This window comes from Oceanobacillus caeni, assembly GCF_019037185.1.
Lineage (GTDB): Bacteria > Bacillota > Bacilli > Bacillales > Amphibacillaceae > Oceanobacillus > Oceanobacillus caeni.
Genome location: NZ_JAHHXM010000010.1, coordinates 53,543 through 71,770 on the forward strand (window position 1 = coordinate 53,543; position 18,228 = coordinate 71,770).

An 18,228-nucleotide genomic window follows, 5' to 3' on the forward strand; every position below is an offset into this window, starting at 1 on the left:
ACTCCCACTGATGGAAGTCCCTTTATAATATCTGCCTTTACTTCATGCATTCTTCTAAAATTTATTTGCTTCATCATCTTTTCTAATCGGTCATTTTCGAAGTTTATATTTAACCCAGATGGATAAAATGATTAAAAAATCCTGTGTATTTAAGGAGGCGCTATCCATGGAAGAAACCATCGTAAAGCTACTTGGTTTAGAGGATGATTATAAGCAGATAGATGATGAGACAGAAGAAGTATTTGCTGCCTATTTAGGCGAAAACAATAAGAATCACTTAATTTTTTTGCGAAACGAGCGGACAGATGATCCTATTAAGATGCTAGCTCTAATACCCAAGATTAAACGGAAGTATTTGTATCATAGATTAAACAATGAAATGGGACTAAGCGTTGAGATTAGTCAACGACCTGATAAAAGTATGGATTATAGGTTTCTATAAAAGGATGTACAAAAACTCCGGTGAAAATGACACATCGACGTTGGCTTGCTTTTCCTAGTAAGTCGTGGAATCAAAGAGGCTTTTTCTAGTGCTCAAAGCTACGCCGTCTCGAACTGCGACGCACAGGAAAAGAATGAAGGAAGTCCGACTAAAAACAGCCTTTGTGGCTAACGCCGGCAATATCCGCAATGGACATTGTGCATTTAGCCGACAACAATCCTTTTTGAACACGCATTATTACAACGATGACAAGGACGAATAATCAATGAGACTAACAGGACTTAAAGATGATTTCCTTTTACTATCGAAACAGTCAAACGGACTATCGATATATTCTGGAAAAAAAAACAGTAATATTCTTATTTTTCATCCGATAGAGGAACTAATGAAACCAACTGAAATATTAGATAATATTAATGACGAAGAAAGAAATTATTTGTTTGATAAATTAAATAATGAACATGAATTAGTTGTCTATATTCGGAAATTACCAATTATAAAAAGTTGCTATACCCTGTTTTATCATGTTTTTGATGATGTACTTCGTTTTGTGTTTCATTCCATGCATTATGAGTTGTTGGAATATATAAAAGAAAAAGCAAAACTCCCCAATTTCAAATATACTGTAGTGAAAGACGGTGTTATGAAAGAAGTTCCATATTTTTAATTGGTGAGAAAGTAAAAGACGCTTGGGACGTTTTAAATGCCCAAGCGTCATTCTTTTTGTAAGAATTATAATAAAAAATTATTTTATAAATCATATCATAAGGAAGGCCATTCGGTAGTGAATAAAATTTACTTTATCCCACCTTGAGCTTCTGGGGTAACAAAGAAAGCGGGTGGGAGATCAACTGCCCGTAAAGGCCTAATAAAAAAGACAAAAAGATGTTCTATTATATCTTCGTTTTTCGTATTAATATATAATATTCACAATACATGGCCTGGTACACGCTACATTCATGTTTAGTTGCTGCTGGAATTGTAACCGCACTCAAGTCAGTGTGGGGAATGAATTCAATTCAACTAATGAAGGGAGGTGTACTTTTTTATTTAAAGAAGTTATAAAAAAGTTAACTAAGAAAACGTCCATTAAACTGCCATTCTGGTTAAATTCCCAATTTTGTTATAACGAAAGGTGGTAGTAAAATGAGTTTAACCAAAAAGATTTTAATTGCCCTTGTTCTTGGTGTGGTAACGGGTATCATATTAACTTTTGTGCCAGAAGCTGTTTTTTCTAAATTAGATACGTATCTTTTAACTCCAGTTGGTCAAATATTTATTAATCTAATCATGATGCTTGTAGTACCAATTGTTTTTGTTTCCATCGTTCTTGGGACAGCTGGTTTAGGAGAACCGGCAAAATTGGGGAGAATTGGAATACAAACGATTACTTTCTTCCTTGTAACAACTGCCATAGCATTATGTATTAGTCTAGCGTTAGCATTTGCTATTAAACCCGGTACTGAAGGGGTTTTTGATGTAAGTATCGCGGATTATGAAGTAAATGAAGCCCCTCCAATTATGGAAACGCTCGTAAATATTATTCCAACGAATCCGGTTTCTTCTATGGCCGCTGGTGATATGCTACAAATTATTGCCTTCGCTATCTTTGTCGGAATTGCTCTTGCCATTTTAGGAGATAAAACCAGCGGGATTCACCGTTTATTTAATCAAGCAAATGAGGTTTTAATGTACCTGGTGAACGTAATTATGAAAGCAGCTCCATATGGTGCGTTTGCATTGATTGCTTCCGCGATTGGGGGAGCGGGTTTAGATGCCATTGGATCGATGGGTGCATATATGGGGACTGTTATTTTAGGTCTGTTTATTCATGCGGCTGTCACGTATACGATAGCTATTTGGTTTCTTGGTAGGGGAAATCCGATAACTTTTTATAAAGGATTCTTTCCGGCGATGTCGGTTGCTTTTAGTACTGCTAGTTCAAATGCAACTTTACCAATTTCCATGAAAGCGGCCCAGGAGAATCTTGGAGTTAGTAAAAGTATTAGTAGTTTCGTCCAACCATTGGGGGCTACTGTTAATATGGATGGAACGGCTATCATGCAGGCAACAGCTGCAGTATTTATTTCCCAGGTCTATGCTATACCTCTTGATTTTACCGACATTATTTTGATTATTATTACTGCTACTTTAGCTAGTATTGGAACTGCTGGTGTACCTGGTGTTGGATTGATCATGCTTGCCATGGTTCTCACACAGGTTGGTCTCCCAGTGGAAGGGATTGCGCTCATTATTGGTATTGACCGTTTATTGGATATGCTTAGAACTTCTTTAAATATAACCGGGGATGCTGTATGTGCCTATATTATTTCGGAAAATGAAAAACGTAAAGGTAAAGTTAGTTAAATGAATAAAGCCGCCTTATTTAAAAGGCGGCTTTATCCTATTAAACCAAATTCAATGTTTTTCCAAACGGAACTTGTGGTTTAAATTTGTCTGGAATTAACCAAATCACTTCATAGTCAATTTTTAGCTCATCCCAAAAATATCCGGTGACATCTGTAATGTAAAAGAAAGTTTCAATCCCATTTTCTTGTCCCCATTCTAATGCCTCCGTATAGGAAGCTCTTCCATGCGTATGAAATGTAATGTTTTTTGCTTGTTTTGTGTCTGTTACTTCTCTAAGTTTAAAATCAGCTAAAACGAGAGGAGTCTCTGCTCTCACTTGCTCAAATAATTCAATGATTTGACGTATTGTTTCAATTGGGTATTCGTCTGTGGATACATCAACACCTAGAGCAATTTTCTTATCCTGTGATTTGTTGATTAAATCTAATAATTGCTTTTGCCATTTCAACATTCCCACCGTCCTTATTCATGATGTAAACAATTGTATTATATGGAGTAATTTAATAGTTAATTGTGGAAAAAATATCTAATGTCTCGATTGGTTCAAGTTAGCACCGTGATACGTTATTGGAATATTATTTTTGTCTAATATTGATTCTAATTGTTTATAAGGCGAATAACTTAGAAACAGTGAAAAAAATCCTTCATCAAGTCAATGAAGGACGGAATAACCTAAAAGTACAATGGAAAGCCCTTCAATAAACAGATGAGGATATTTAGTATCTTTATTAGATGATGTTCAAAAAAACCGGTGAAAATGACATGCCACTAAAAAAGGAGAGGCGTGAGTTGGGCGCAAAGCCCGTTTTTAGTCGGCCTTCCTTTAAAAAAGTTCGTTGGCTTGCTTTTCATCCTCTTTTTTGAAAACACACTATCAGATATTAAAAACAATGTTTAACTATAAAGTTTATTACATGGTAATATAAACTACTCACTTTTTATTATAATACTTATTGGGCAGCAATTCCACCATCCATTACTAATTCTGAACCAGTACTTAGCTTGATTCATCGGAAGCAAGATTTAAAATAAGATTGGAAACTTCTTTTTCTAAAGGCGTATATCATTAATGCCTTATGAATAAGTTGCTTTCTTTTATGGATGGTTTTTAGTAGTTTATTAATAAGGAATGAATACAAGGGAGGGTTTAGTATGGATAAATTTATGAACCGAGCAGTGGAGTTAGCACTTCAAAATGTAGAAGAAGGTGGACAGCCTTTTGGTGCAGTCCTTGTAAAAAATGAAAAAGTGATTGCAGAAGGAGTCAATGAATTACACAAAAGACATGATGTGAGTGGACATGCAGAGTTACTTGCGATTAGAAGGGCGCAAGAGAAGTATCAGGTAAATGATTTGTCAGGGTTTACGATGTACGCAAGTGGGGAACCCTGTTCGATGTGCTTAACAGCGATGTATTTTGCCGGAATAGAAAAGATTTATTATTGCCAATCCGTTGATGATGCGATGGCAGTTGGACTAGGTAAATCTAGTTTCATTTATAATGAATTAAAGAAACCAAAGGAAAACAGAGAAATAAAAATGATACAAGTTCCACTAAAAGAAGCTCAAGAAAACCCGATGAAAAATTGGAAAGCAAAACAATAAATAGGAGAGGGAAGGTTAGGCGTAAATACACCTGTCCTTACTTCTTCTCCATAAGCACAATATAGATATTCGCCAATCTAATACCGAGTGCCAAATTAAATCGAACAACCTTTATCCACCTAAATGGGCAGTAAGACTCCCACTTCAAACTTCTTAAGAAGGTAGGTGGAAGTCATACTACCCATAAAGGTCCGATAAGTGGGGGATGAAGGAAAACCCCACTGATGGTTAGTCTTCTTCATTGCTTAAAACTCTTCGTAAACGGCTGGGTCTTGATTTTTAAGTCTTCCATCCGCACGTGTTAACTGTAAGATGGTGTTCATTTCATCATCATCTAAAGCGAAGTCAAATATGCTAATATTTTCAAGTTGTCGTTCAGGTGATGAAGATTTTGGAATGGAAACTGCTCCAAGTTGATAATGCCAGCGTAAGATAATTTGCGAAATGGTTTTAGAATGGTTGTCGGCAATTTTTCGCAACGTTTCATTACGGAAAACATCATTTGCGCGTGCTAATGGACTCCATGATTCCGTTACGATTCCGTGTTGTTCGTGCCATTTTCTTTGTTCTTCTTGATTGAAAAATGGATGTAACTCAATCTGATTGATGCTTGGTTTCACGCCAGTTTCTTTTTCAAGTCGTTCAAGATGTTCTGGTAAGAAGTTACAAACGCCAATCGAACGAATCAGACCCCATTTCTTGGCATCGATTAATGCCTGCCATGCTTCTACATAAACATCTTGTTTTGGATTTGGCCAATGAATTAAATATAAATCGTAATAATCTAGATTTGCTCGATATAGAGATTCTTGAATAGTAGTGACAGCTTTTTGGTATGAATGATAACGACCTGGTAGTTTTGAAGTGATTCGTAGATCTTGTCTTGGAACAGAACTCTTCCGAACCGCTTCTCCAACGGTACCTTCGTTTTCATAATTATAGGCTGTATCAATTAAGCGATAACCGATATTTATCGCACTTGAAATGGCAGCGGCCCCATCACTCCCGTTAAGCTTATACGTACCAAATCCAATAGATGGTATCGTCATTCCATCATTTAAAGTTATTTCTGGTATGGACAAACTCATACATGAACACCCCTCTTTTTTATTGTAATCACTATAAATAGATTATCACCTCCCACATTATCATGACAATTATTTTGCAGGATATAGAAATATTATAGTAGAAAAGCGTCACAGAATTTGTGAAAGTAAATGTGCGTTGCTATAATTGTATAAGTTTTAGGGGAAAATAACGAAAAAGGAAGATAGATATGAAGGCTATTTGGAAGATATTTATAACGGACTTGAAAAATATTGGTACAAACTGGGTTGCTATGGTTCTTATCGGGGGATTAATCATTTTACCTTCACTTTATGCTTGGTTTAATATAGCAGCATCATGGGATCCATATGGCAATACCGATCAAATTCCAATTGGTATTGTGAATGAAGACGAAGGCGCAACGGTTCGTGATCAAGAAATTCATGCCGGTGATGAAGTAGTCAAATCGTTGAAAGAAAATCGCTCACTGGATTGGAAGTTTGTTGACCGCGAAAAAGCCATGGATAAGTTGGAATATGGGGATTATTTTGCAGTCATTGTGATACCAAAAAACTTTTCAGAAAGTCTTGGTACAGTTATTAGTGACCAACCAGAAAAAGCAGACGTAGAGTATTATGTAAATGAAAAGATTAATGCCATTGCACCTAAAATTACGGAAAAAGGTGCAAGTGCCATAGTAGAGCAGGTAACTAGTAATTTTATTTCTACAGTAAATGAAATTATCTTTGAAATATTCAATGATTTAGGAGTTGAAATTGAGAAAAATCTTCCTGATATAGAGAAATTTGAAGATTATCTATTCACATTGGAAAAAAACTTGCCAGAAATCCATGATAAATTGAATCAAACGTCAGAAGATGCAAATAGCGCAGGTGATTTAATCAATAAGGCTCAAGATGTGTTACCAAGAGCAAAAGAGGTAACATCAAGTGGGCTTAAAACGATTGATAATACGACAAACTTTTTGAATCAAGCTGAGGATCGCTTGAATAAAATCTCTCCACAAATTGATAAGGATTTAGAAAAAATTCAAAAGATGGTATCAGACACCAATTCATTTGTTCATGAAATCGATACATCCTCTATCGAATTTGGTGAGGAAAAGCAAATAAGTGATTCCATAAATAGCCAAATTGAAAAGACATTGCAATCGATTGGTACGATAAAGGGAGCACTTAAACAGGTGCAAGAGCAGAATATTTCCAATGCACCATCAAATGAACAGGAAAATCAGCCTGATGAAGGAGAAAATGAAGAAGAAAACGAAAATGAAACGGAAAAAGAAACGGAAAACAATATTCAGGTGAATCCTAATCAAGAAACGATTAACAAAGCGATCAGTGAATTAGAAAACATGGAGCAACAATTAACCAACTTGCAAACACAGGGAAGTGAAATCAAATCCTTAGCAGAAAAAAGAAAAGGGCAAGTAGAAGAAGCTTTTTCATCCATAAAGGAACGTGCGGAAACGGTTAATGAACGTGTGGATGCTTTTGTTAAAGAATATAAGGAAACGATTGAACCGACTGTAAGAAATGAAGTAGCAAGTGCAAAACAAACACTAACAGAAGCGAGAGAAATTTTAGTTGGTATTCAGTCAACGATTCCTGAAGTGGAAAGTATCTTAAACCGAACAGAAGGTAATTTGGGGGATGGAAAAGAAACCTTGAATAAGGTTCTTGGAGAATTTCCTTATATAAATGATAAGGTAAATGAATTAGCGAATCGAATACGAAATATACAAAAGGATACCGATATTAACGAAATTATTCAGCTCCTCCAAAACAACCCAGAAGCTGAAAAGGGATTTTTTGCGGAACCTGTTGTACTTAATCAACATAAAGTTTTCCCTATAGAGAATTACGGAACTGGTATGACCCCATTTTATACCGTATTATCTCTGTGGGTAGGTGGTTTGCTATTAATTTCATTAATGTCAACAGAAATCCATGGTCCACAGGCGGAAAATTATACAGAAAGACAAATTTACTTTGGTAGATTACTTACATTTCTGAGCATAGGACTTTTCCAAACGTTAATTGTAACTTTGGGAGATCTCTATCTCCTAGATGTAAATATAAAAGAACCACTTTGGTTTATCCTGTTTGGAATATTATGTAGCGCTGTGTTTGTTACGATGGTGTATACAGTAGTTTCCGTTTTCGGTGATGTAGGAAAAGCAATCGCCATTATCATGTTAGTACTACAAATTGCTGGATCAGGTGGAACATATCCGGTTGTATTACTTCCTAAATTCTTCCAAGTGATTAGCCCATTCTTACCATTTACGTATGCTGTGGGAATTATGAGAGAAGCTGTAGGTGGAATTGTTTGGGAGAAAGTAGCTCATGATGTAGTATTTCTTGTTATATTCGCGATACTCGCCCTAATATTAGGAGGAGTACTTAAAAATGCAATCAATAAGACGACACATGTGTTAGGTGAAAAAGCTAGAGAATCTGGACTCTTTCACTAAAGAAAAAAGTCAATGGTGATAAAAAATCATCATTGGCTTTTTTTACATTTAAAAGTCTAACAAAATCTAGAAGTGCCACTAATCAGCTTGACGCGTTTTATAAAAAATGTAAAATGAGAAACATAAAAGGAGTGGGAAGGTATGAACAACTATAATTTTCAAACACCACGTTATCTTGTGGTGATTGAACAAATAAAGGAAAAGATCAAAGAAGGAAAGCTCGAGGCAGGTGAACGTTTGCCTTCTGAAATGGAGTTGGCAAAGGAATTAGGTGTTTCGCGTAACACACTACGAGAAGCTTTACGGATTCTAGAAGAGGAAAATATCATTATCCGTAAGCATGGGGTTGGGACGTTTGTGAATAATAAACCCATATTCTCCGGTGGAATAGAGGAGTTATTTAGCATTACAGATATGATAGAAAGACAAGGGAAAAAGTCTGGAACAGAAATTCTTTTTACGGGTTATGTTGATCCACATGGCGATGACATTAAGGAATTAAACTTGGAGAAAAATGAACAAGTATTTTTAGTTAAGCGAGTTCGAACAGCGGATGAGATACCGCTAGTTTATTGTATTGATAAAATTCCAGCGAATTTACTTGAAAAAGGGTATAAATTAAACCAGGAGTCAATACTATTATCGCTAGAAGAAGTAGGGATCACGATTAGTTATGCAAAAGCAGAAATAAAAACAATGAGCTATAATGAGGAAATCTCTGATATTATGAATTGTGATCAAGACACACCACTCTTAATTTTGCGTCAAATTCATTATGATTTAGATCATAGACCAGTTCTTTACTCCATTAACTTCTTTAATTCTAATCAAATATCATTTAATGTATTGCGCAAACGTAACATTTAGGGAAAAAATCTAGTTAAAGAATAACCAAAGAAATGTCAGAAAGAATTTTTAATCGTAAAATCCACAACAATATTCGACAATATTTTAAAAAACAATTGACTTGTTGGACGTCTAACCTTACAATGGAATTGTAATCAATATGAAAGGGATTACAGTGTAGGTTTTATGTTGGACGTTCTATCTATTTTAGGAAAAAATAAAATATCCAATAATCGAAAGAGGAGAGTGTTATATGAATATCCTGTGGGGTATCATGGGAGTGGTTGTTGTTTTAGGAATAGCCTTTCTTTTTTCCAATAAAAAGAAAGCGATTAAACCGAGAACCATAATTGGTGGTTTAGTTATTCAAGTTGCATTTGCATTTATTGTATTAAAATGGGAAGCGGGAAAGGAAGGCCTTCAATGGTTTACGTTAAGGGTTCAAGATGTTATTAATTTTGCTAATGAAGGAATTAGCTTTTTATTTGGATCATTAGCGGATAGTGATCAGTTTGGCTCTATATTTGCTTTTCACGTATTACCAATTATTATTTTCTTTTCAGCATTAATTTCTGTTTTATATTATCTTGGTATTATGCAATGGTTTATTAAAATTATTGGTGGTGCACTATCTAAATTACTAGGAACAAGTAAGACCGAATCCATGTCGGCTGCAGCTAATATTTTTGTTGGGCAAACAGAGGCGCCACTTGTAATAAGACCATTTTTAGAGAAAATGACAAAATCTGAGTTATTTGCTGTCATGACTGGTGGACTGGCATCTGTTGCTGGTTCAGTATTGGTAGGATATTCTTTATTAGGAGTACCACTAGAGTATTTACTTGCTGCAAGTTTCATGGCGGCACCAGCAGGATTGATTATGGCGAAAGTGATGATGCCGGAAACAGAAGAAGCGAAGATTTCGGATGATATTCAATTGGAAAAAGATACAGAAACAGTCAATGTCATTGATGCAGCTGCAAAAGGTGCGTCGGACGGTCTGAAATTGGCATTGAATGTAGGTGCTATGTTATTAGCATTCATTGCACTTATTGCCCTAATTAATGGGATTTTAGGGATCTTCGGTGGAATTACGCTAGAACAAATTTTAGGATTTTTATTTGCTCCAATTGCTTTTGCTGTAGGTGTACCATGGTCAGAAGCAATACAAGCTGGCGGTTTTATTGGGCAAAAATTGGTAGTTAATGAATTTGTAGCATATGCCTCCTTTGCGCCGGAAATTGGAGTATTATCAGATAAAACGACACTTGTTGTAAGTTTCGCTTTATGTGGATTTGCAAACTTGAGCTCCATGGCAATCCTATTAGGGGGATTAGGTGGTATAGCACCAAGTCGTAGAAATGATATTGCTAAAATGGGATTGAAAGCAGTATTGGCCGGAGCATTGGCCTCCCTACTAAGTGCAGCAATAGCAGGTATGTTCTTTTAAATAAATATAAATCCGAAAAAATTTGAGAAACATCGATAGCCTGAAGGAAAGGGTGACTATGATGAGAATGATAGATATTATTGAGAAAAAACGTGATGGACATTCGTTAACGAAGGAAGAGATCGATTTTGCGGTTCAGGGTTATACAAAAGGGGATATACCGGATTATCAAATGTCCGCATTAGCAATGGCTATCTTTTATCAAGATATGACTCCAGAAGAACGAGTCCATTTAACGATGGCAATGGTAGAGTCAGGAGATCAAATTGATTTATCTGATATTGACGGTATTAAAGTGGATAAACATAGTACGGGAGGGGTAGGTGATACAACAACACTTATCCTTGCACCACTTGTAGCTTCTATCGGTGTCCCTGTAGCCAAAATGTCTGGCCGCGGATTAGGACATACGGGCGGTACCATCGATAAACTGGAATCCATTAAAGGATTTCAAGTAGAAATGGATAGTAAAACATTTAATGAATTAGTTAACAAGAATAAGATTGCTGTTGTAGGTCAAAGTGGAAATTTAACTCCTGCAGATAAAAAACTATATGGACTTCGTGATGTAACAGCGACAGTAGATTCCATCCCACTCATTGCAAGTTCGATTATGAGTAAGAAAATAGCCTCAGGTGCCGATGCAATCGTACTTGATGTAAAAACAGGTTCAGGGGCTTTTATGAAAGATCTTGACAGTGCAAAGGAATTGGCAAAAGCTATGGTTGAGATTGGTAATGGGGCTGGTCGCAAAACCATTGCCGTTATTTCCGATATGAATCAACCATTAGGATTTGCCATCGGAAATGCCTTAGAAGTGAAAGAAGCCATTGATACGTTAAAAGGTAAAGGTCCGAAAGATTTGGAAGAGTTATGCTTAACATTAGGAAGCCGAATGGTTTGTCTAGGAGGAAAAGCAGAAACAGTAGAAGAAGCACGAGAAAAATTAGTGGATGCCATGGAATCTGGTAAAGCCATTGAAACATTTAAAACCTTTGTTGCAGCACAAGGTGGAGATCCATCGATTATCGATCAACCTGAAAAATTGCCAACCGCAGCCCACACATTTGAAGTGGAAGCTAAACAGGATGGATATATTTCAGAAATTATCGCGAACGAAATAGGAATCGCAGCAAGCCTTCTGGGCGCAGGTCGTGTGACAAAAGAATCTCAAATCGACTTGGCAGTAGGTCTTGTTTTAAATAAAAAAGTCGGGGATCAGGTTCGAAAAGGTGATTCACTAGTAACCATTTACAGTAATCGGGAAGATGTAGCGGAAGTAATTGGGAAAATATATGAATCCTATTCGATTTCGAGCGAACCGGTGGATAGCAATCCATTAGTATACGATGTTATTTCTGAATAATTATCCACATGCAGCAGATTTTTTAATTTTCTAAACCAGCTTAAAGGGGTCCAAAATTTTTGGACCCCTTCTATTGACCTTTAGAGGTTGGACGTCTTACAATAAAGCTAGATTATAAAGGAGGAACTAGAGGTATGAGTAAAACATCACCTTTTAAACGAGTATTCCTAATTGTCATGGATTCAGTCGGTATTGGAGAGTCCCCTGACGCAGAGAAGTACAATGATAAAGGAGCGGATACTTTAGGTCATATTGCAGAACATATGAATGGGTTAAACATGCAAAATATGGGTGCCCTTGGATTAAGTAATATTCGTGAATTAAAAGGCATAAAACCAGCAGATAAACCTCTTGCACATTATACAAAAATGCAGGAAGCCTCAGCAGGAAAAGATACGATGACAGGACACTGGGAAATTATGGGGCTTCAAATTGATACCCCTTTTAGAACTTTTCCCGATGGATTCCCGGATGCAATTATTAATAAGCTTGAGGAAGAGACCGGTCGAAAGGTTATTGGAAATAAACCAGCATCAGGAACGGCAATCTTAGACGAGTTAGGTGAAGAACATATGAAAACTGGAAGCCTAATCGTCTATACTTCAGCTGATTCAGTTTTACAAATTGCCGCTCATGAAGAGGTTGTTCCATTAGAAGAACTTTACGATATTTGTCAATATGCTCGTGAATTATTAAATGATCCCGAATATATGGTCGGACGTGTTATTGCTCGCCCATTTGTCGGAGAGTCAGGTCATTTTGAACGTACACCAAACCGACACGACTATGCATTAAAACCGTTTGGTCGTACAGTTATGAATGAGTTAAAAGATGCGGATTATGATGTCATCGCAATTGGAAAAATTTCTGATATTTATGATGGCGAAGGGGTAACCAAGTCACTAAGAACAGTATCAAACATGGATGGTATGGATAAATTACTAGAAACAATGGACATGAATTTTACTGGATTAAGTTTTTTGAATTTAGTAGATTTTGATGCGAAATATGGCCATCGTCGTGATCCACAGGGTTATGGAAAAGCATTAGAAGAATATGATGCAAGATTACCCGAAGTATTGAGAAACCTAAAAGAAGACGACTTATTGATCATTACTGCAGACCATGGGAACGATCCTATCCATCACGGGACAGACCACACGAGAGAATACGTTCCATTACTTATACATCATAAAGGAGTTACGGAAGGAAAATCATTACCAATAAGAAATACGTTTGCGGATATTGGTGAGACCATTGCGGAAAATTTCCAAGTTAAAAGTCCACAACATGGAAAAAGCTTTTTGAACGAAATTTGAAGGAGGATGGGTATGAGTAAAATCGAACGTGCAAAAACTTTTATAGAAGAAAAAATTTCCTCAAAACCCAAAGTTGGCCTTATTTTAGGCTCAGGTTTAGGGGTATTGGCAGATGAAATAAACAATCCGGTAAAAATTAAATATGAAATGATTCCTGGATTTCCAGTATCGACAGTGGAAGGTCATGCTGGACAATTGGTGGTCGGAGAATTAAAAGGTGTTACGGTATTAGCTATGCAAGGACGTTTTCATTACTATGAAGGATATCCTCTAGATGAGGTAACTTTCCCTGTTCGTGTAATGAAAGCCTTGGGTATTGAAATGCTTGTCGTAACGAATGCTGCTGGTGGTGTAAACCAAAGCTTTACTCCTGGGGATTTAATGTTAATTAATGACCATATTAATAATGTAGGAGCAAATCCATTAATCGGTCCAAATGACAGTAAATTAGGTGTACGTTTTCCTGATATGTCAACTGCTTATACACCTTCTTTACAGGAACTTGTACGTGAAGTTGCTAAGGATTTGAACATTACACTAAAAGAAGGAGTCTACGTTTGGAATAGTGGACCGAGCTATGAAACACCGGCAGAAGTACGTATGCTAGAAAAAGTCGGCGGAGACGCAGTTGGGATGTCAACAGTACCAGAAGTTATTGTTGCTCGTCACGCTGGAATGAACGTTATTGGTATTTCTTGTATTACGAACATGGCTGCAGGTATTTTAGACCAACCACTTAGCCATGAAGAGGTTATTGAAACTACAGAAAAAGCGAAGGAAGATTTTTTAAACTTAGTAAAAGGTGTAGTGGAACGTCTATAAATCGAATGGATTAAAAGGTAAATCATTTTTGGTCTTTTTAACAAATTGTAATAAAAGACTGGGTGGGTGAGGGAGATTAATAAAGAAGGAAGTAAAATGAAAGAAAAGATAAAAAACCTCACAAATCTTTCTGAAAAAGGAACCACGATGAAACAAGAGATTCTTGCTGGTTTCGTTTCATTCTTTACAATTGTATATATTATTGCTGTCAATTCAACTATTTTAGCAGATGCAGGTATACCAATGCAGGCTGCGGTTTGGGCAACTATCCTTACTTGTGTAGCGGGGTGTTTAATTATGGGGATATGGGGGAATTTGCCCCTTATCCTTGTCCCGGGTATGGGTGTCAATGCAATGTTCTCTTATACCTTTGTCCATTCCATGGGCCTAACATGGCAAGAAGCGCTGGCAGTAGTATTTATTGCTGGATTATTATTTGTTATCATTGCCTTTACCCCACTGTCCGATATACTCACCACCGCAATTCCTAGTTCGTTGAAGGATTCTATTAGTGTTGGTTTAGGATTATTTTTAGCCTTGCTTGGATTAGAAAAAAGTCAATTGGTTGTTAGAGGTGAACATTCTTTAATTAGTTTAGGCGACATAAGTAGTCCCACAGTGCTTGCGTTTATCCTAACGCTGATTCTTGCTGTTATTTTATTTTTACGAAATATTCCAGCCAACTTCTTAATCACTATTTTTGTTGGAACAATAATTGCTTGGATGTTCGGGCTTGTGGATATGAGTTCATTAAAGAACGGCTTTGGAAGTTCTTCTGGTGATTATGGATCTGTATTTGGTGCGATGTCATTTGGAAATATAGCATCCACCACGTTTTGGATTGCTGTGTTTTCCTTAACAATGGTACTTGTCTTTGAAAATATTGGATTGATTAGTGGACAGTTAGGACAGCTAAATCAACATGAAAAATATGGTAAAGCCTTTCGGGTTACCTCAATTTCTGCTGTTCTAAGCGGTATATTTGGTTCTAGTCCTACTGTTTCAACAGTGGAAACTGCAGCCGGAATTACTGCAGGAGGAAGGACGGGAATTACGTCTATTGTAACAGGCCTGTTATTTTTATTGTCGATTTTCTTTATTCCGTTTGTAACCATTATACCGAGTAGTGCAATTGCACCAATTCTAATTATTATTGGTGGTTTAATGCTACAAAATGTGAAAAGTATTAATTTCGATGATTTATCAGAAGTAATCCCAGCTTTTTTTATTATCATTATGATTCCTTTTACGTATAGTATTGCGGATGGAATCGCATTTGGATTTATTGCCTATCCAATTGCAAAATTAGTAGTTGGAAAAGCATCCCAAGTTTCCATCCCGCTATATATTATCTCAGGTTTATTTTTATTGAATTTCATATTGCACGGTGTCTAAAAGGATTAAGCCTTGTTGCTTGATCCTTTTTTTAATAAAGAATTTGGAAGAAAGTGTTTTTCTGGGTTAGAAAGCTTGACATATTCTTGCTGCATAAATGAATTACAGGCATTCGCTAAGGTGTTAAGCGAATGCCAAATTTTAAATGTAACTTTCATCATGTATGAATAGCTTAGTTAATTAAAGCACCGCTCACGGGGTAATCAGTAATAGCTATTTCAATTTCATTACCCAATGCTAAATTTGCTAATTGTTTTCCTACAAAAGGACCGGTAGTTAATCCCGATGAGCCTAGCCCATTAGCTAACAATAATCCTTCAAAACCAGGTAAATTGCCAATTACAGGTAAAAATCCTGGCGTGAATGGGCGAAAACCAACTCTTGATTCTAGAATAGTACTATTACTCAAGGTAGGGGCGATTTCTAAAACATTAGATAAAATGTCGTATAAACCACCGGCTGTTTTTTCAGAATTAAATCCCGATTTGTTCTCATGAGTACTACCTAAGACGATATGGTCATCAAAGGATAATATATATTTATTCGTTGGTGGCATAACTACGGGCCAATTCGAAGTATCCATATTCGGCATTTTCACGTGAAGGATTTGCCCTTTTTGAGGAACTACATCAAATTGGACACCCAAAGGTTCTAATAGTTCATTCATCCATGCTCCTGAAGTAGCGATAACTTTATCAGCTTCAAACATATCATTTCCAACGGAAGCCCCCACTACTTTTTCTCCATTTGCTATTAATTTGGCATCTCCAAAAATCACTGTGGCACCATACCTTTTTGCTCCACGGATGAGTGAATCTCTCATAGCTCTACCATCTACTCTAGCTCCGCCAGCAATATGAACGGATTGAAATCCCTCAGCGAGCAATGGGAATAATTCTTTTGTTTTAGTTTCATCAAGTATAGTGATTTCACCGATTTCCGGGGCTGTTTCCCGACGTTTTAATGCTCGTTCCTTCATGCCAAAAAGCTTTTTCTCATCGGTATGGATACTAATAGCACCAACTTGGGAATAACCTGTCTCAGTTTCTCCATCCTTTTCCAATTCCTTTACTAGTTTGGGGTAAAGTTTTGCACCACCCTTTGCAAGGTTATACCATGCTTTGTTTCTTCGTTGAGAAACCCAAGGACAAATCATTCCAGCAGCAGCATCTGTGGCTTGTCCAATGTCCTTTCTATCGATTACCGTTACTTTTGCACCGTTTTTTGCTAAGTAATACGCAGTACTAGCGCCTAATATTCCAGCACCAATGACAATATATTGATTCATTTATAACATCTCGTTTCTTTTTGTTCTTTCTTTATCCCGCCACAAGCTTCTGGGGAAACAAAGGAGGTATGTGAGCTCAACCGCCCGTAAAGGTCCGACTAACCATCAGTGGGAAATGAAGGAAATCCCCATTGACGGTAGTCTTCTTTATAACTATAAAAAGAAAAAAATGAAAAGTAAAATGGTACGGATGTAACTTCCTAATATTGAAGTACAAATCGCCTTATGATAAAATTTGTAAGGAATCATGAAAATATTTTAATTGTGACAAGCATATACATAAAAGGAGAAATAACTATGGCAAAAACACTTATTTTTGGACATAAAAATCCAGATACCGATACGATATGTTCTGCACTTTCCTATGCCGATTTAAAAGGAAAGATTGGCGAAGATGTTGAAGCTGTGCGGCTTGGACAAGTTAATAAAGAAACACAATTTGCATTAGATTACTTTAAAGTGGATGCACCCGCATTAATTGAAAGTGTGGACGACGGACAAGAAGTTATCTTAGTCGACCACAATGAATTCCAACAAAGTGCGGATAACATCGAAAATGCAAAAATCAAGGAAGTCATTGATCATCACCGTGTTTCCAATTTTGAAACAAAAGAGCCTTTGATTTTCCGAGGTGAACCAGTTGGCTGTACGGCAACGATTTTAAATAAAATGTACAAAGAAAATAATATAGAGGTTTCCAAAGAAGTTGCTGGACTTTTATTATCCGCTATTATTTCAGATTCTTTGCTATTAAAATCACCAACATGCACACAGCAAGATGTAGATGCTGCTCATGAACTTGCAGAAATTGCCGGAGTTAATTTAGAACAGTATGGTCTTGAAATGCTTCAAGCAGGCGCTGATTTAAGTGATAAATCTGCCTTAGAACTTGTAACAATGGATGCAAAAGAATTCACAATGGGTAATGCGAAAGTTGAAGTTGCTCAAGTAAATGCTGTTAATACAGCAAAAGTTTATGAAAATCAAGCAGAAATAGAAACAGAAATTAATAAAATTATTAATGATAAAGGGCTGGATTTATTCCTGTTCGTTGTAACCGATATTCTAGAAAATGATTCTGAAGTACTTGCTCTTGGAGAAGGAAAAGGTAAAGTCGAATCTGGATATGGTGTAACGTTAGATAACAATAATCGCGCGCTTCTTAAAGGCGTTGTATCTCGTAAGAAACAAATCGTTAACGTACTTACTGAAGAATATACGAAATAAGTAAAACAGGCAAAAACCTAATAGATGGTTTTTGCCTGTTTTTTAATTTTTATAAGTAGCATGCTGATATCCTGGAAAGCGTGCTGATATCTTGGAACAAATGCTGATATCTAGGAAAGCATGCTGATATCCTGGAAAGCGTGCTGATATCTTGGAATAAATGCTGATATCTAGGAAAGCATGCTGATATCTAGGAAAGCGTGCTGATATCCTGGAAAGAATGAATACTGATATCCCAGAAAGTGCGCTGATAACCCGTGATGAGTGCCGATATCACAATAGTTTATTAAAGATTTCCAAGTTACCTCTTGAAATGATTAGCTATTTGTTTACCCTGCATAATTACTTAAATATCCTCAAACAATAAAATAAGTGAAAGGAGGAGTATAAATGGTAAATCCAAAAGGACCAAAACAACAAGAACGCCCTCGTCTACCACAAAGTCCACAACAGGGATATGGTGAGCCACTAAGCGGTTCGAAAAAGGCTAAAAACGCAAATCATTCAAGACAAAAACATAATCCTAATCACGATATGTAACAAAAAACTTCCAT

Annotated in this window: 16 protein-coding genes; 13 read left to right on the forward strand and 3 right to left on the reverse strand. The window is 36.5% G+C overall.

Annotation, left to right across the window (positions count from 1 at the left end; genetic code table 11):
* Nucleotides 1–166: 166 nt before the first annotated feature.
* The 3 genes from KM885_RS07935 to KM885_RS07945 all read left to right on the forward strand — a co-directional run bounded on the left by KM885_RS07935 (nt 167) and on the right by KM885_RS07945 (nt 2,809).
* Nucleotides 167–442 carry a hypothetical protein gene (locus KM885_RS07935; protein WP_047183935.1) on the forward strand — a complete coding sequence of 92 codons (276 nt, stop codon included), beginning with the start codon at nt 167–169 and terminating at the stop codon, nt 440–442.
* Between the two features lie 265 nt (nt 443–707).
* Nucleotides 708–1,109, forward strand: coding sequence for a hypothetical protein (locus KM885_RS07940; protein ID WP_047183936.1), 402 nt, complete (start codon nt 708–710; stop codon nt 1,107–1,109).
* Nucleotides 1,110–1,588: 479 nt separating this feature from the next.
* Nucleotides 1,589–2,809, forward strand: coding sequence for a dicarboxylate/amino acid:cation symporter (locus tag KM885_RS07945; RefSeq protein ID WP_047183937.1), 1,221 nt, complete (start codon nt 1,589–1,591; stop codon nt 2,807–2,809).
* A 40-nt stretch (nt 2,810–2,849) separates the two neighbouring features.
* Here the strand turns inward: KM885_RS07945 and KM885_RS07950 are convergent, their stop codons facing one another.
* Nucleotides 2,850–3,263 (reverse strand): VWA-like domain-containing protein, encoded by a 414-nt coding sequence (locus KM885_RS07950; protein WP_225344071.1) that lies wholly within the window; start codon nt 3,261–3,263, stop codon nt 2,850–2,852.
* Nucleotides 3,264–3,964: 701 nt separating this feature from the next.
* Between KM885_RS07950 and KM885_RS07955 the strand changes: the two genes are divergently transcribed.
* Entirely contained in the window at nt 3,965–4,417 is a 453-nt protein-coding gene (locus KM885_RS07955; protein WP_047184241.1) for a nucleoside deaminase, read from the forward strand.
* Nucleotides 4,418–4,662: 245 nt separating this feature from the next.
* Here KM885_RS07955 and KM885_RS07960 read toward each other — a convergent pair whose 3' ends face one another.
* Entirely contained in the window at nt 4,663–5,505 is an 843-nt protein-coding gene (locus KM885_RS07960) for an aldo/keto reductase (RefSeq protein ID WP_047184242.1), read from the reverse strand.
* Between the two features lie 188 nt (nt 5,506–5,693).
* On the opposite strand from KM885_RS07960, the gene KM885_RS07965 reads away from it, so the two are divergent.
* The 7 genes from KM885_RS07965 (at nt 5,694) to KM885_RS07995 (ending at nt 15,159) form a co-directional block, all read left to right on the forward strand.
* The gene (locus tag KM885_RS07965) at nt 5,694–7,961 is read left to right on the forward strand and encodes a YhgE/Pip domain-containing protein (RefSeq protein WP_204798423.1); all 2,268 of its coding nucleotides are present in this window, start codon (nt 5,694–5,696) and stop codon (nt 7,959–7,961) included.
* Nucleotides 7,962–8,102: 141 nt separating this feature from the next.
* Nucleotides 8,103–8,828 carry a GntR family transcriptional regulator gene (locus KM885_RS07970; protein WP_047184243.1) on the forward strand — a complete coding sequence of 242 codons (726 nt, stop codon included), beginning with the start codon at nt 8,103–8,105 and terminating at the stop codon, nt 8,826–8,828.
* A 232-nt stretch (nt 8,829–9,060) separates the two neighbouring features.
* Complete coding sequence (locus KM885_RS07975) at nt 9,061–10,257, forward strand: NupC/NupG family nucleoside CNT transporter (protein WP_047184244.1); 1,197 nt, start codon at nt 9,061–9,063, stop codon at nt 10,255–10,257.
* 61 nt (nt 10,258–10,318) lie between these two features.
* Nucleotides 10,319–11,623, forward strand: coding sequence for a pyrimidine-nucleoside phosphorylase (locus KM885_RS07980; protein WP_204798422.1), 1,305 nt, complete (start codon nt 10,319–10,321; stop codon nt 11,621–11,623).
* A gap of 134 nt (nt 11,624–11,757) precedes the next feature.
* Nucleotides 11,758–12,942 carry a phosphopentomutase gene (deoB, locus tag KM885_RS07985; RefSeq protein WP_047184246.1) on the forward strand — a complete coding sequence of 395 codons (1,185 nt, stop codon included), beginning with the start codon at nt 11,758–11,760 and terminating at the stop codon, nt 12,940–12,942.
* Between the two features lie 6 nt (nt 12,943–12,948).
* Nucleotides 12,949–13,764: a purine-nucleoside phosphorylase gene (locus KM885_RS07990; protein WP_047184247.1), complete on the forward strand. Its 816-nt coding sequence runs from the start codon at nt 12,949–12,951 to the stop codon at nt 13,762–13,764.
* Between the two features lie 96 nt (nt 13,765–13,860).
* On the forward strand, nt 13,861–15,159 hold the full coding sequence (locus KM885_RS07995; protein ID WP_047184248.1) for an NCS2 family permease: 1,299 nt from the start codon (nt 13,861–13,863) through the stop codon (nt 15,157–15,159).
* Between the two features lie 172 nt (nt 15,160–15,331).
* On the opposite strand, the gene KM885_RS08000 is transcribed toward KM885_RS07995, so the two are convergent.
* Entirely contained in the window at nt 15,332–16,447 is a 1,116-nt protein-coding gene (locus KM885_RS08000) for an NAD(P)/FAD-dependent oxidoreductase (protein ID WP_047184249.1), read from the reverse strand.
* Nucleotides 16,448–16,744: 297 nt separating this feature from the next.
* Between KM885_RS08000 and KM885_RS08005 the strand changes: the two genes are divergently transcribed.
* On the forward strand, nt 16,745–17,674 hold the full coding sequence (locus KM885_RS08005) for a manganese-dependent inorganic pyrophosphatase (protein ID WP_204798421.1): 930 nt from the start codon (nt 16,745–16,747) through the stop codon (nt 17,672–17,674).
* A gap of 390 nt (nt 17,675–18,064) precedes the next feature.
* Entirely contained in the window at nt 18,065–18,214 is a 150-nt protein-coding gene (locus tag KM885_RS08010) for a small acid-soluble spore protein P (RefSeq protein ID WP_047184251.1), read from the forward strand.
* Nucleotides 18,215–18,228: the final 14 nt, after the last annotated feature.

What these genes read in the sequence shown, in the direction of transcription:
- KM885_RS07970 (WP_047184243.1), top strand. Translation starts at nt 8,103, where the DNA reads ATGAACAACTATAATTTTCAAACACCACGTTATCTTGTGGTGATTGAA.
- KM885_RS07965 (WP_204798423.1), top strand. Translation starts at nt 5,694, where the DNA reads ATGAAGGCTATTTGGAAGATATTTATAACGGACTTGAAAAATATTGGT.
- KM885_RS07945 (WP_047183937.1), top strand. Translation starts at nt 1,589, where the DNA reads ATGAGTTTAACCAAAAAGATTTTAATTGCCCTTGTTCTTGGTGTGGTA.
- KM885_RS08010 (WP_047184251.1), top strand. Translation starts at nt 18,065, where the DNA reads ATGGTAAATCCAAAAGGACCAAAACAACAAGAACGCCCTCGTCTACCA.
- KM885_RS07980 (WP_204798422.1), top strand. Translation starts at nt 10,319, where the DNA reads ATGAGAATGATAGATATTATTGAGAAAAAACGTGATGGACATTCGTTA.
- deoB (WP_047184246.1), top strand. Translation starts at nt 11,758, where the DNA reads ATGAGTAAAACATCACCTTTTAAACGAGTATTCCTAATTGTCATGGAT.
- KM885_RS07960 (WP_047184242.1), bottom strand. Translation starts at nt 5,505, where the DNA reads ATGAGTTTGTCCATACCAGAAATAACTTTAAATGATGGAATGACGATA.
- KM885_RS07975 (WP_047184244.1), top strand. Translation starts at nt 9,061, where the DNA reads ATGAATATCCTGTGGGGTATCATGGGAGTGGTTGTTGTTTTAGGAATA.
- KM885_RS07955 (WP_047184241.1), top strand. Translation starts at nt 3,965, where the DNA reads ATGGATAAATTTATGAACCGAGCAGTGGAGTTAGCACTTCAAAATGTA.
- KM885_RS07995 (WP_047184248.1), top strand. Translation starts at nt 13,861, where the DNA reads ATGAAAGAAAAGATAAAAAACCTCACAAATCTTTCTGAAAAAGGAACC.
- KM885_RS08005 (WP_204798421.1), top strand. Translation starts at nt 16,745, where the DNA reads ATGGCAAAAACACTTATTTTTGGACATAAAAATCCAGATACCGATACG.
- KM885_RS07950 (WP_225344071.1), bottom strand. Translation starts at nt 3,263, where the DNA reads ATGTTGAAATGGCAAAAGCAATTATTAGATTTAATCAACAAATCACAG.
- KM885_RS08000 (WP_047184249.1), bottom strand. Translation starts at nt 16,447, where the DNA reads ATGAATCAATATATTGTCATTGGTGCTGGAATATTAGGCGCTAGTACT.
- KM885_RS07990 (WP_047184247.1), top strand. Translation starts at nt 12,949, where the DNA reads ATGGGTATGAGTAAAATCGAACGTGCAAAAACTTTTATAGAAGAAAAA.
- KM885_RS07935 (WP_047183935.1), top strand. Translation starts at nt 167, where the DNA reads ATGGAAGAAACCATCGTAAAGCTACTTGGTTTAGAGGATGATTATAAG.
- KM885_RS07940 (WP_047183936.1), top strand. Translation starts at nt 708, where the DNA reads ATGAGACTAACAGGACTTAAAGATGATTTCCTTTTACTATCGAAACAG.